The sequence below is a fragment of the Actinacidiphila sp. bgisy160 genome, from assembly GCF_057707815.1.
Window position 1 is genome coordinate 33,970 of the sequence record NZ_JBYIQW010000021.1, and the last position, 13,353, is coordinate 47,322.

Sequence of the window (13,353 nt, forward strand, 5' to 3'; positions counted from 1 at the left end):
GTGGAACGTGGAGCCATGGCACGCGGGACTTTGCGGATATACCTGGGGGCGGCCCCAGGAGTGGGCAAGACCTACGCCATGCTCTCCGAGGCCCACCGGCGCCTGGAGCGCGGCACCGATGTGGTCGTCGCCTTCGTCGAGCACCACGACCGCGCCCGTACCGAGGTCATGCTGACCGGCCTGGAGGTCGTGCGGCGGAAGGAGATCGGCTACCGGGACACCGTCTTCACCGAGATGGACGTCGACGCGGTGCTCGCACGCCGGCCCGAGGTCGCCCTCGTCGACGAGATGGCCCACGCCAACATCCCCGGCAGCCGCAACGACAAGCGCTGGCAGGACATCGAGGAACTGCTCCAGGCCGGCATCAACGTCATATCGACGGTGAACATCCAGCACCTGGAGTCGCTCGGCGACGTCGTCGAGTCGATCACCGGCGTGCGCCAGCGCGAGACCGTGCCCGACGAGGTGGTCCGCCGCGCCGACCAGATCGAGCTGGTCGACATGTCGCCGCAGGCGCTGCGCCGCCGCATGGCGCACGGCAACATCTACGCCTCCGACAAGGTCGACGCGGCCCTGTCCAACTACTTCCGGCCCGGCAACCTCACCGCGCTGCGCGAGCTGGCCCTGCTGTGGGTGGCCGACCGGGTCGACGAATACCTGCGGCAGTACCGCACCGACCACCGGATCTCCGCCACCTGGCAGGCCCGCGAGCGCATCGTGGTGGGCCTCACCGGCGGGCCCGAGGGGCGGACCCTGATACGGCGCGCCGCCCGGATGGCCGCCAAGGGAGCGGGCGGTGAGATCCTCGCCGTCCACATCGCGCGCAGCGACGGCCTGACGGCCGGCTCGCCCAAGGAACTCGCCGTCCAGCGCACCCTCGTCGAGGACCTCGGCGGTTCCTTCCACCACGTGGTGGGCGAGGACGTCCCCGGCGCCCTGCTGGACTTCGCCCGCGGCGTCAACGCCACCCAGGTCGTGCTCGGCACCAGCCGCCGGCCCGCGTGGCAGTACGTCTTCGGGCCCGGCGTGGGCGCGACCGTGGCCCGTGAGTCCGGGCCCGACCTCGACGTGCACATCGTCACCCACGAGCACGCCGCCAAAGGCCGGGGAATGCCCGTGGCGCGCGGCGCTCAGCTCGGCCGCTCCCGGGTGATCGCCGGCTGGCTGACCGGGGTGCTCGGCCCCGCGCTGCTCTGCCTGTTCCTCACCCAGTTGCACCCCGCCCTGGGCATCGCCACCGACATGCTGCTGTTCATGACCCTGACGGTCGCGGCCGCCCTCATCGGCGGCCTCTACCCGGCACTGGTCTCGGCGGTCGGCGGCTCCCTGCTGCTGAACTACTTCTTCGCGCCGCCCCTGCACACCTTCACCATCGCCCAGCCCGAGAACCTGATCGCCATCGTGATCTTCGTGGTGGTCGGCGTCGCGGTGGCCTCCGTGGTGGACCTGGCGGCACGCCGCACCCACCAGGCCGCCAGACTCCAGTCCGAGGCCGAGATCCTGTCGTACCTGGCCGGCAGCGTGCTGCGCGGCGAGCACTCCCTGGACGCCCTGCTGGAGCGGGTCCGGGAGACCTTCGGCATGGAGGCTGTGTCGCTGCTGGAGCGGGCCGGCGAGCACGACGCCTGGACCTGCGCCGCCGGCGTCGGCAACCGGCAGTGCCTGCGCCCCGAGGACGCGGACGTGGAGGTGCCGGTCAGCGACAACCTCTCCCTCGCCCTCGTCGGCCGGGTGCTGCCCGCCTCCGACCGGCGGGTGCTCTCCGCCTTCGCGGCCCAGGCCGTCGGAGCCCTGGACCGGCAGCGGCTGGAGGACGAGGCCGCCAGGGCCCACAAGCTCGCCGAGGGCAACCGTATCCGCACAGCCCTGCTCGCCGCTGTCTCCCACGACCTGCGCACCCCCCTGGCGGCCATCAAGGCGGCCGTCAGCTCGCTGCGCTCCGGCGACGTCGCCTGGTCCGAGGAGGACGAGGCCGAGCTTCTGGAAGGCATCGAGGAGGGCGCGGACCGGCTCGACAACCTGGTCGGCAACCTCCTCGACATGTCGCGCCTGCAGACCGGCACCGTCACCCCCCTGATCCGCGAGGTGGACCTCGACGAGGTCGTCCCCAAGGCCCTGCGCGGCGTCCCCGACGGCAGCGTCGTCCTCGACGTCCCCGAGACCCTCCCGATGGTCTCCGTCGACCCCGGCCTCCTCGAGCGCAGCGTCGCCAACATCGTGGAGAACGCGGTCAAGTACAGCCCCTCCGGCACGCAGGTGCTGGTCGCCGCCAGCGCCCTGGGCGACCACGTCGACCTGCGCATCGTCGACCGCGGGCCCGGTGTTCCCGACGCCGCGAAGGAACGGATCTTCGAGCCGTTCCAGCGGTACGGCGACGCCCCTCGGCAACGGCGTGGGCCTCGGCCTCGCGGTGGCCCGCGGCTTCGCCGACTCCATGGGCGCCACTCTGCAGCCCGAGGACACCCCGGGAGGCGGCCTGACGATGGTGCTCACCCTCCCGGCCGCGCCCGGCAGCATCCCCGCCGCCCCGGACCTCCCGGCCGAGGCGACGACCTGACGGTGCCCGCACCGCATCCCCGCTCCACCCCCCTCACCATGAAGGAAAGGCAGGTTCCATGAACCGGGTGCTCGTGGTCGACGACGAGCCGCAGATCGTGCGCGCTCTCGTGATCAACCTGCGGGCCCGCAAGTACGAGGTCGACTCCGCCCACGACGGCGCCACCGCGCTGCGGCTGGCCGCCGCCCGCCACCCCGACGTCATCGTGCTCGACCTCGGCCTGCCAGACATGGACGGCGTCGAGGTGATCCGGGGGCTGCGCGGCTGGACCCGGGTGCCGATCATCGTGCTCTCCGCCCGCCAGGCCTCCGACGAGAAGGTCGAGGCCCTCGACGCGGGCGCCGACGACTACGTCACCAAGCCCTTCGGCATGGACGAGTTGCTCGCCCGGCTGCGCGCCGCCTTCCGCCGCGCGACGCCCGGCGGCCCCGAGGACGGTGCCGCGACCGTGGAGACCGAGTCCTTCACCGTCGACCTCGCCGCCAAGAAGGTCAACCGCGACGGAGTCGACGTCCGGCTCACGCCCACCGAGTGGCACCTGCTGGAGGTGCTGGTCCGCAACACCGGCCGCCTGGTCAGCCAGAAACAGCTGCTCCAGGAGGTCTGGGGCCCGTCCTACGGCACCGAGAGCAACTACCTGCGGGTCTACACGGCGCAGTTGCGGCGCAAGCTCGAGGCCGACCCGGCGCATCCGCGGCACTTCATCACCGAGCCAGGCATGGGCTACCGCTTCGAGAAGTGATCAGTGATCCGTTCACCCCGGCCCGGTACCCTTCCAGGTATGAGTGGTACCACCCGTTCGGACCGGCCGGCCGGCCGCTTCCGCAGGATGCTCGACCGACTGTCCAGCTCCCAGGAGGAGCTGCACTCCGACGAGCTGCGGCAGGACACCGCGGACGTCGGGTGCACCCGGATCAGCGACTGCTCCGATCGCGACATAGTCACCGTGACCGGTACACTACGCGCTGTCACTCTGCGCCCGCGGGCCGGTGTGCCCGCCCTGGAGGCCGAGCTGTTCGACGGCTCCGCACCGCTGGACGTGGTGTGGCTGGGCCGGCGCAGCATCGTCGGCATCGAGCCGGGCCGCAGGATCATCGCGTCGGGGCGGATCTCCATGAACCGCGGCCGTCCGGTGCTGTTCAATCCCAAGTACGAGTTGCGTCCGGTCGGACAGGAGTAGCCGGTGGCGTCGATCGACAAGCGGACCGGGGCACAGCCCACGACCAGGACCGAACAGGGTCCGGAGCACGACGCGGCGGCCTCGAAGGCCGCCGCCGACCACGCGCTCCTGGAGGCCTTCGGCGGCGTCTGGGGCATGATCGACACGACGGTGCCCGGACTCGTCTTCGTCCTGATCTACACGATCAACCGGGACATCCACACCGCCGCCATCGCCGCGCTGGGCCTGACCCTGGTGCTGGCGCTGGCCCGCCTGGTGCGCCGGCAGACCCTCAAGCACGCGTTCAGCGGTGTCTTCGGCGTGGCCTTTGGCGCGGTGTTCGCGATGATGTCGGGCGACGCGAAGAACTTCTACCTGCCCGGCATGCTCTACACCCTCGGGCTCGCCGTCGCGTACGTCGCCTCCGCGCTCGCGAAGTACCCGCTGATCGGACTGCTGCTCGGTCCGATCCTCAAGGAGAACCTGTCCTGGCGGACGCGCAACCCGGGCCGGCTCGTCGCTTACACCAAGGCCACCTGGGCCTGGGGCATCATCCTGCTCGTCAAGTCGGCGATCCTCTTCCCGCTCTACATCTGGGGGAACGCCACCCAGCTCGGCTGGGTCAAGGTCGCCCTCGGAATCCCGCCGTTCCTGCTCTGCGTCTACCTGACCTGGATCTTCCTGGCCAAGGCCCCGCCGCCGATCGACGTGATCGCGGAGATGGAGGAGGCCGAGCGCGCCGAGCAGGCCGAGCGGGCCGCCAAGGAGGCCGCCGGCAACTGACCCGGCGCCCCCGCGCCGGCAGCGAACGCACGAGGGGCGGTCGGAACCGACGGGTTCCGGCCGCCCCTCGTCTACGCGCGGTCGTACGTCCTACGCCCCGGCCCCGGCGCTGCGAACCGAGAGCAGGTCCTCCAGCTGCTCCTCGCGGTGCGGAGCCGCGACGAACAGCAGCTCGTCGCCCGCCTCGAGTACGTCGTCCTTGGACGGGGTGAGCACGCGGTGCCCGCGGATGATCGTGACCAGCGAGGTGTCCTCCGGCCAGGCGACCTCACCCACCCGGGTGCCCACCAGCGCGGCCTCCTCCGGCAGGGTCAACTCGACCAGGTTCGCGTCGCCCTGGCTGAAGCGCATGAGCCGGACGAGGTCGCCGACGCTCACGGCCTCCTCCACCAGGGCCGACATCAGGCGCGGGGTGGAGACGGCCACGTCCACGCCCCAAGCCTCGTTGAACAGCCACTCGTTCTTGGGGTTGTTCACCCGCGCGACGACGCGCGGGACGCCGTACTCCGTCTTGGCGAGCAGCGAGACGACCAGATTGACCTTGTCATCACCGGTGGCGGCGATCACCACGTTGCAGCGCTGCAGCGCCGCCTCGTCCAGCGACGTGATCTCGCAGGCGTCGGCCAGCAGCCACTCCGCCTGCGGGACCCGCTCCACCGAGATCGAGGTCGGGTTCTTGTCGATCAGCAGGACCTCGTGGCCGTTCTCCAACAGCTCGCCCGCGATCGAGCGGCCGACCGCCCCGGCCCCGGCAATGGCGACCCTCATCGGTGCGCCTCCTCAGGGCCGTTCGCGCACGCGGCCTCCACCTGCTCGACCTCGTCCGTGCGCATCATCACGTGCACCAGGTCGCCTTCCTGCAGGACCGTCTCCGAGGTGGGAAGCATCGCCTCGCCCAGCCGGGTGAGGAACGCCACGCGCACCCCCGTCTCCTCCTGGAGCCTGCTGATCTTGTGGCCCACCCATGCGGTGTCCGTGTGCACCTCCGCGAGCTGCACACCCCCGCTCGGGTCGCGCCACAGCGGCTCCGCGCCGGACGGCAGCAGGCGGCGGAGCATCTGGTCGGCCGTCCACCGGACGGTGGCGACGGTGGGAATGCCCAGGCGCTGGTACACCTCGGCGCGCCGCGGGTCGTAGATGCGCGCGGCGACGTTCTCGATGCCGAACATCTCACGGGCCACCCGGGCCGCGATGATGTTGGAATTGTCACCACTGCTGACGGCCGCGAACGCGCCCGCCTCCTCGATGCCGGCCTCGCGCAGCGTGTCCTGGTCGAACCCGACCCCGGTCACGCGGCGTCCGCTGAACCCGGCGCCCAGGCGGCGGAAGGCCGTCGGGTCCTGGTCGATCACGGCCACCGTATGACCTTGCTGCTCAAGGGAGTGTGCGAGAGTGGAACCCACTCGCCCACATCCCATAATCACGACGTGCACGACCGTCCTTCCGGCTGCCAACAATTCCGGCCGATCCCTCTCAGGGTCTCAGACCGCGCCCAAAGCTACACACGCGCGCAACCCCTTGATAGGTGGGCGGGGGGATCGGAAGTCTTGACGATCCTCTAACATCGCGGGGTGTCCAAACTGACCGACCTTCCGAAACGGATCCTGATCGGGCGGGCGCTCCGCAGCGACAGGCTCGGAGAGACGCTCCTCCCCAAGAGGCTGGCGCTCCCCGTCTTCGCCTCCGACCCGTTGTCGTCCGTGGCGTACGCGCCCGGAGAGGTTCTCCTCGTCCTGTCGATCGCGGGAGTGTCGGCCTACCACTTCAGCCCCTGGATCGCGGTCGCGGTCGTCGTGCTGATGTTCACCGTCGTCGCCTCGTACCGGCAGAACGTGCACGCGTACCCCTCCGGCGGCGGCGACTACGAGGTCGCGACGACCAACCTCGGCCCGCGCGCCGGGCTCACCGTGGCCAGCGCCCTGCTGGTCGACTACGTCCTCACCGTGGCCGTGTCGGTCGCCTCCGGCGTGGAGAACCTCGGCTCGGCCGTGCCGTTCTTCGTCGAGCACAAGGTGCTGGGCGCCATCGGCATGATCGTCCTGCTCATGCTGATGAACCTGCGCGGTGTGCGCGAGTCGGGCACGATCTTCGCCATCCCCACCTACGCCTTCGTCTTCGGCGTCTTCTGCATGCTGGCCTGGGGGATCTTCCGGATCGCGATCGGCGACGAGATGCACGCGCCGACCGCCGGCTACACGATCAAGGCCGAGCACACCGGACTCGCGAGTTTCGCGCTCGTCTTCCTCCTGCTGCGGGCCTTCTCCTCCGGCTGCGCCGCGCTCACCGGCGTCGAGGCGATCAGCAACGGCGTGCCCGCCTTCCGCAAGCCGAAGTCCAAGAACGCCGCGACGACCCTGGCGCTGATGGGCGTCCTGGCCGTCACCATGTTCTGCGGCATCATCGCGCTCGCCCTCAACACCAACGTGCGCATGGCCGAGAACCCGGCCGCCGACCTGCTGGTGAACGGCAGGCCGGTCGGCCCCGGCTACACCCAGGACCCGGTGATCGCCCAGGTCGCCTCCGCCGTCTTCGGCGACGGGTCGATCCCCTTCGTCCTCCTGGCCGGTGCCACTGCGCTGGTCCTGTTCCTGGCCGCCAACACCGCGTACAACGGCTTCCCGGTGCTCGGCTCGATCCTCGCCCAGGACCGCTACCTGCCGCGCCAGCTGCACACCCGCGGCGACCGTCTCGCCTTCAGCAACGGCATCGTGCTGCTCGCCGCCTTCGCCTGCGTGCTGGTCTACATCTACGGGGCCGACTCGACCCGGCTGATCCAGCTGTACATCGTCGGCGTCTTCGTCTCCTTCACCCTCAGCCAGACCGGTATGGTCCGGCACTGGAACCGGCACCTGGCCACCGAGACCGACCCCGTCGCGCGCCGCCACATGATCCGCTCCCGGGCGATCAACACCTTCGGTGCCTTCTTCACCGGGCTCGTCCTCGTCGTCGTGCTGCTCACCAAGTTCACGCACGGCGCCTGGGTCGCCGTTCTGGGCATGGTCCTCTTCTACGGCATGATGACGGCCATCCGGCGCCACTACGACCGGGTCTCCAGCGAGCTCGCGGCCGCCGAGGAGCGCAGCGAGGAGGAGGTCAAGCCCTCCCGCGTGCACTCCATCGTCCTGGTCTCCAAGGTGCACAAGCCCACCCTGCGGGCCCTGTCGTACGCCAAGCTCTTCCGGTCGGACACGCTGGAGGCGCTCAGCATCAACGTGGACCCGGCCGACACCAAGGCCCTGCAGGCCGAGTGGCAACGGCGCGGCATCGAGGTGCCGCTGAAGGTGCTGGACTCGCCGTACCGCGAGATCACCCGGCCGATCATCGACTACGTCAAGAGCCTGCGCCGCAGCAGCCCGCGCGACGTGGTGTCGATCTTCATCCCGGAGTACGTGGTCGGTCACTGGTACGAGCACCTGCTGCACAACCAGAGCGCCCTGCGGCTCAAGGGGCGGCTCCTGTTCACCCCTGGTGTCATGGTCACCTCCGTGCCCTGGCAGCTGGAGTCCTCCGAGCGCGCCAAGCAGCGGGCCCGCAAGGGCGCCGAGTGGAACGCGCCGGGCTCCGTGCGACGCGGCGAGGTGGGACCGTCCAAGCGGCACCGGGAGTCCAGCGGGCGGGCGTGAAACGGGGGCGGCGACGGGCCGTAGACTGGTGAGCTGCCGTCCTTCCCCGCCCCCTGCCTCCAGGAGCCTGTTCCGTCATGCAGCACCGTACGAAGGCCCCTGAGGCCGACGCCCTCGTCGGCGAGCGCTACGAGGTCGAGGTCGGCCCGGTCGCGCACGGCGGCCACTGCATCGCGCGGACGGTCCTGCCGGGCCATGACCGGCCGCAGGTGATCTTCGTCCGGCACGCACTGCCCGGTGAGCGCGTCGTCGCCGAGATCACCGAGGGCGGCCCGGACTCACGCTTCCTGCGCGCCGACGCCGTGGAGGTCCTTCAGGCCTCCCCGGACCGCGTCGAGGCACCCTGCCCGTTCTCCGGCCCCGGCAAGTGCGGCGGCTGCGACTGGCAGCACGCGGCACCCGGCGCGCAGCGCCGGCTCAAGGTGCAGGTGATCACCGAGCAACTGCGGCGGCTCGCCCACCTCACCCCCGAGGAGGCCGGCTGGGACGGCACCGTCGAGCCCGCCCCCGGCGACAAGGTCGCCAAGGGCGAGGTCCCGGCCTGGCGCACCCGCGTCCAGTACGCCGTCGACGCCGAGGGCCACGCGGGCCTGCGCCGGCACCGCTCGCACGAGGTGGAGCGCATCGACCGCTGCCTGATCGCCGCCCCCGGGGTCTCCGAACTGGGCGTCGAGTCCCGCGACTGGCCGGGCATCGCCTCGGTCGAGGCCATCGCCGCCACCGGCTCCTCCGACCGTCAGGTGATCGTCACCCCGCGCCCCGGCGGCCGGCTCCCCATCGTCGAGCTGGACCGCCCCGTCTCCGTCCTGCGGGTCGACGAGCAGGGCGGCGTCCACCGTGTGCACGGCCGCGGCTTCGTGCGCGAGCGCGCGATCGACCGCACCTGGCGGGTCGGTTCGGGGGGCTTCTGGCAGGTCCACCCGAAAGCCGCCGAGCTCCTGGTCGAAGCCGTCATGCAGGGCCTCATGCCACGCAAGGGCGAGACCGCCCTGGATCTCTACTGCGGTGTGGGCCTGTTCGCGGGCGCGCTGGCCGAGCGGGTCGGCGAGACCGGCGCGGTCCTCGGCATCGAGTCGGGCAAGCGCGCCGTGGAGGACGCGCGCCACAACCTGGCCGACCTCGACCGGGTCCGCATCGAGCAGGGCAAGGTCGAGTCCGTACTGCCCCGCACCGGGATCACCGAGGCCGACCTCGTCGTCCTCGACCCGCCCCGCACCGGTGCCGGCCGCGCCACCGTGGAGCACGTCGCCTCCCTCGGCCCCCGCCGCATCGCCTACGTCGCCTGCGACCCCGCCGCCCTCGCCCGCGACCTCGGCTACTTCGCGGCGGCCGGGTACGCCCCGCGGCGGATGCGCGCGTTCGACCTGTTCCCGATGACGCACCACGTGGAGTGCGTGGCTATCCTTGAGCCTGCCGTGAAGGGCGCTTGACCTGCGGCTTTGTGGCGCAGGCGGGGCGACCGACCTGTTCCTCTCCATGCAGCGGGTCGAATGGACGGACCGACCCTTGAAGGTTGCCTGACCTGCGACTTCTTGAGGCGGACGGCCGCTTCGGCGGCGCTTTCAGCGGTTCCGTCGAGGAATCTTGACGCTCGGCTGACGCTCGCTTCGGGGCTCTGGGCGTTACTGGGGCCATCGCTGGATGATCTCGGTATCTCGCACCACACCGGGCAGCTCAGTTCTCGGCGTTCGAAAGTCAGTAACCGCGCGGGGGCCACGCGCACGGTACCGAGGCACACGACACGGTCGTCCTGGTCATCGCCGAACTCGCCGCGAACGCCGTTCTCCACGGCCGCGTCCCGGGCGGTGCTTAGACCCGCCCCTTTCCCACGACGAAAGTCTGGGCGTCGTCCGAATCGAGGTGACCGACCTTCACCCCACCCGGCTGCCGCGACCGGTTCCCGATCCGGACGAGGGCGAATGCCGCAGGCTGCTCCTTGTCGATGCGCTCGCCGCCGACTGGGCGTACGCCACCGCCCCGGCCCGGCAAGACGGTCTGGGCGGAGTGCACGACGGCTCCCCGTTTCATCTGGCCGTCGGGGCCAGCAGCTCTGGCGTTCGGTTGACCGGACGGTCGGCCCCGAAGCCCCGCCCAGGGCATTACGGACCTGGGCGCGGCGGTATTACGGTTGCTCTCCGAGCGGTGCCCTGACCGCTTTCGAGGGGGAAACGGTCGTCGCACAGGGCATTGGGGTGAGGGGAGCCGCCGTGCAGGCGCTGTATGCCGTCAGTTTCGACATCCGGTCCGCCCAGGAGCAGCCGGGCCACGTCTACGAGAGCCTTCGCGGCCATCTCGCCGACTGGCTCGGCCACCACGGACGCGTATCGGCACCGTCGGCGACCGAACTCGACAGGGATGGCCGGGCGGTGCTCGCCGGCAAGATTCCCGGCCATGGTGACCGCACAGTGAGCTGGACCGTGGCGGGCGACGAACTCACCCGCGCCCTGCGCATGACCATCCACCAGCCGCTGTCTACGGGACCGGCCCAGTTTGTCACCCGGGTCACGGTCTCCCAGTCGGGGGAAGGCGGCGGGCTCAGGATCGTCATGGGCAGGGAGATCCCCGACGGCTGGATAGCGCCGGTGCAGGATCCGCCGCTCAAGCGCCCCAACCTGTTGCGGGCGGTGCTCGGCGACGAGCGACTCGAAGTGCGGGTGCTGAGCCAGCTCGCCACAGGGCGATACGAGAGGATCCGGGAGGAGAGTCACGTTGACGTACTCCTCGACGTCCTGGCGCTGCGCACGCGCCTCCCCATTCTCCTGATGCACCCAAGGGACCAGGCGGGATGGAGCGCGGCGGCCGATGCGTCGGGACAACTCGCGGGCCTGGCCCAGGTGGTGACCCTGAATTACGTGACCGCACAGGCCGTCCGCCGGGCCCACGAGCAGGTGGCCGTACCCAGCGGTGGCGCCCGGCTGGTCTGGCCCGACCTCGGCTTGGAGCACCCCGCCTACTCACGGGAGGAGGTGTCTCAGACGGCCTTCGTGGAACGGCGGCTGATGCCGTCGCTCGCCCATCTGTCTGTCATCGCCCGCGGCAGTGACACGGCGTGGGAGCGTGCGCGACAGGCGTCGTACCGCGCGGGAGCCCGCAGGGCGGCGGAGCAGTTGTCGCGTGCCCAGGCCGCCGGAGACACGACCGCCGAGCTCGAAGCGCTGCAGAAACGTGTCCGGCAGCTCGAAGAGGACGCCACATCCTGGGAGGACCTGGCACAGAGCTGCATGGAGGAACGCGACAAGGCGCGAGACGATGCCGCCACCGCTGAGGCCCTGCGTCAGGACCGGGACTACTGGAAGAACGAGTACCTAAACCTGTCGAAGGGCGGCGGGCAGGCGGCCACATTCGACGCCTGGAGCGAGATTCCTCCTCTGGGAACGGACGCCGTACCCACTTTCGAAGCCCTCGTTAAGGCATCGGAGGAGCACATCGTGTTCACGGCGAGAGCGGCGCGTGCCTGGAAGGACTCCCGCTACCCGTACCCCCAGGAGATGACCGACCGGCTGACCGCCCTCGCGCAGGCTGCGACGGACCTGTACTCCAATTCCGGCAGGATGCCCAGGCTGGCCCAGTGGTTCTACGACAACCACGGACTGAAGTTCGCGCCCAACGACGAGAAACTCAGCAAGGACAAGGACAAGCGCTACTTCATTTTCAACGGAAAGCGTTGGGACGGACTGCCGCACATCAAGGTCCGGGACGCCGTCTCGCCCAATGAGGTCGGACGCATCTACTTCGCCCTCGACTCCGAGGAGAAGCGGTTCATCGTGAACCATGTGGGACTGCACCTGTAGCTGGCCCAGGCGGGCACCTTGCATCCGTGGGCACTCATGGTGACCACCCTGGCACTGTTCGGTACGGCGGATTTTAGCGCGCAAGTCCAGCAGTCTCACCGCGTCTTATTTGGACGTATCAGCCGATGTCCGGATCATCGGCCTCTTCGAGGAGAAGGGCCGCGAGGTCGTTGGCCCACTCCATGGCCCAAGCGCGGAGCGCGGTGATCGTGGCGTCATCGAGCCCATAGGCGGCGAAGGCTTCATCGTCGGTCCACTCGGCGCCCGTGAGGTTCGCCTGCAGATCCTCGCGCTCGAAGCGGCCGCGGGCGTGGCGACGGCCGAACTCCTCGAGCTCGGCATTGGTCCAGCGGCGGGAGGCCGCGAACACGTCGATCAGGTCGCGGGGCGCTCCGCGGTCGGCGAGGGCGCGGACCTTGGTCCCGATCACATCCTCCTCCGCGAGGACGGGGCCGTACGGGCTCTGGGCGACCGGCCGCCAGAAGATCTCCTTGAGGATGTCGACTTCGCACTCCTGCCCGGTGGCGGGGTCGGACACGGTGAAGCGGGCGGACAGCGGGGCGGTTTCCAGCGCGTGCACCGTCCAACCGCGGGCTTCCAGGCCGGCGCGGAGCGTAGCGGCGATGTCGGCCATGGGCGCCGGGTTCTCGGTGGCGACGTCGAGGTCTTGGCTGGGGCGGTTCACGAGGCGATGTGCCCGCACGGCGTATCACCGGTGAGAACCAGGGGATACGGGGAACCGAGCGCGATCACGTCCGCCAGGAGCCGCGTGTGCAGCTCCGGCATGTCAGTCACGCGGCTGCCCGGGTGCGTGAGGCGAGCTGGGGGAAGGCGTCTTCCCATACGGCGCGCACGGTGCGGCCGACGAGGGTGCGCAGTACCGGCCACAGCTGGAGGAGGAGGTCCTGGTTGAGGTAGCGGGGCAGGTCGTCGTGCAGGCCCTCGTGCAGGACGGTGCGGTACAGGCCCATGCGCTGGCGCGGTTTGCCCAGGTCGTACGAGGTCATCCCGGACCAGGCCATGTGCAGTGGTAGCTCCACGACCCCCTGGGTCGGACCGTGCAACTCGTTCAGCGACTCCGGTAGACGCCGCCGGAACTTCTCCCGGTACAGCCCCAGGTCGTCGGCGTCCGCGCCAGGGAGGTCCCTCGGCGGGGGTGCGGCGTGCTGTGAGCTGGGGGGCATGAGTCCATTATGGCGGCCGGAGGAGGGGCGCGGGTCATGATGAGCGAGCCGAGTCTGGAGTGCGAGGGGCAGATCCTGCTGGGGAGCCGGTTGTGACAGCTTGGTCTGCCCCGAGGTAGGCGGGATGGGCTTTCGGCCGTGACGCTCGTTTGACGCTCTGGGCCTCCGCACGCCTCGCGATGAGTCGTGAAGGCGTATCCGACCTGGCCTTTTCCCTCACTCGCTCAGGCTGACACCTTCCCGATGACGCATCAGG

Annotated in this window: 9 protein-coding genes and 2 pseudogenes; 7 read left to right on the plus strand and 4 right to left on the minus strand. The window is 70.3% G+C overall.

The features are described 5' to 3' along the window. Positions 1-15: 15 nt before the first annotated feature. From AC3EUJ_RS18460 to AC3EUJ_RS18475, 4 genes and pseudogenes are all read left to right on the plus strand, one after another. Positions 16-2,557, plus strand: a pseudogene (locus tag AC3EUJ_RS18460) (DUF4118 domain-containing protein). Positions 2,558-2,615: 58 nt separating this feature from the next. Beyond that, a complete protein-coding gene (locus AC3EUJ_RS18465; protein WP_431962615.1) occupies positions 2,616-3,299 on the plus strand; it encodes a response regulator in 684 nt (227 codons plus the stop codon). A gap of 39 nt (positions 3,300-3,338) precedes the next feature. Then, positions 3,339-3,737 carry an OB-fold nucleic acid binding domain-containing protein gene (locus tag AC3EUJ_RS18470; RefSeq protein ID WP_431962617.1) on the plus strand — a complete coding sequence of 133 codons (399 nt, stop codon included), beginning with the start codon at positions 3,339-3,341 and terminating at the stop codon, positions 3,735-3,737. Positions 3,738-3,740: 3 nt separating this feature from the next. Then, positions 3,741-4,499 (plus strand): DUF3159 domain-containing protein, encoded by a 759-nt coding sequence (locus AC3EUJ_RS18475; protein WP_431962619.1) that lies wholly within the window; start codon positions 3,741-3,743, stop codon positions 4,497-4,499. 90 nt (positions 4,500-4,589) lie between these two features. Here AC3EUJ_RS18475 and AC3EUJ_RS18480 read toward each other — a convergent pair whose 3' ends face one another. Both AC3EUJ_RS18480 and AC3EUJ_RS18485 read right to left on the minus strand, forming a co-directional pair. Next, a complete protein-coding gene (locus tag AC3EUJ_RS18480; RefSeq protein WP_431962621.1) occupies positions 4,590-5,267 on the minus strand; it encodes a potassium channel family protein in 678 nt (225 codons plus the stop codon). Beyond that, positions 5,264-5,932 carry a potassium channel family protein gene (locus AC3EUJ_RS18485; protein ID WP_431962623.1) on the minus strand — a complete coding sequence of 223 codons (669 nt, stop codon included), beginning with the start codon at positions 5,930-5,932 and terminating at the stop codon, positions 5,264-5,266. Before AC3EUJ_RS18485 ends, AC3EUJ_RS18480 begins: the two co-directional genes overlap by 4 nt. A 138-nt stretch (positions 5,933-6,070) precedes the next feature. Here AC3EUJ_RS18485 and AC3EUJ_RS18490 point away from each other — a divergent pair, with 138 nt between their 5' ends. The 3 genes from AC3EUJ_RS18490 (at position 6,071) to AC3EUJ_RS18500 (ending at position 11,913) form a co-directional block, all read left to right on the plus strand. After that, on the plus strand, positions 6,071-8,122 hold the full coding sequence (locus AC3EUJ_RS18490) for an APC family permease (RefSeq protein WP_431962625.1): 2,052 nt from the start codon (positions 6,071-6,073) through the stop codon (positions 8,120-8,122). 77 nt (positions 8,123-8,199) lie between these two features. Beyond that, positions 8,200-9,552 (plus strand): class I SAM-dependent RNA methyltransferase, encoded by a 1,353-nt coding sequence (locus tag AC3EUJ_RS18495; RefSeq protein ID WP_431962627.1) that lies wholly within the window; start codon positions 8,200-8,202, stop codon positions 9,550-9,552. A gap of 777 nt (positions 9,553-10,329) precedes the next feature. Continuing rightward, a complete protein-coding gene (locus AC3EUJ_RS18500; RefSeq protein WP_431962629.1) occupies positions 10,330-11,913 on the plus strand; it encodes a hypothetical protein in 1,584 nt (527 codons plus the stop codon). Between the two features lie 118 nt (positions 11,914-12,031). On the opposite strand, the pseudogene AC3EUJ_RS18505 reads toward AC3EUJ_RS18500, so the two are convergent. Beyond that, positions 12,032-12,699: pseudogene (locus AC3EUJ_RS18505) on the minus strand (nucleotidyl transferase AbiEii/AbiGii toxin family protein). Between the two features lie 5 nt (positions 12,700-12,704). Next, the gene (locus AC3EUJ_RS18510) at positions 12,705-13,097 is read right to left on the minus strand and encodes a hypothetical protein (RefSeq protein WP_431947561.1); all 393 of its coding nucleotides are present in this window, start codon (positions 13,095-13,097) and stop codon (positions 12,705-12,707) included. Between the last annotated feature and the right edge of the window lie 256 nt (positions 13,098-13,353).

What these genes read in the sequence shown, in the direction of transcription:
- AC3EUJ_RS18510 (WP_431947561.1), bottom strand. Translation starts at nt 13,097, where the DNA reads ATGCCCCCCAGCTCACAGCACGCCGCACCCCCGCCGAGGGACCTCCCT.
- AC3EUJ_RS18480 (WP_431962621.1), bottom strand. Translation starts at nt 5,267, where the DNA reads ATGAGGGTCGCCATTGCCGGGGCCGGGGCGGTCGGCCGCTCGATCGCG.
- AC3EUJ_RS18470 (WP_431962617.1), top strand. Translation starts at nt 3,339, where the DNA reads ATGAGTGGTACCACCCGTTCGGACCGGCCGGCCGGCCGCTTCCGCAGG.
- AC3EUJ_RS18495 (WP_431962627.1), top strand. Translation starts at nt 8,200, where the DNA reads ATGCAGCACCGTACGAAGGCCCCTGAGGCCGACGCCCTCGTCGGCGAG.
- AC3EUJ_RS18465 (WP_431962615.1), top strand. Translation starts at nt 2,616, where the DNA reads ATGAACCGGGTGCTCGTGGTCGACGACGAGCCGCAGATCGTGCGCGCT.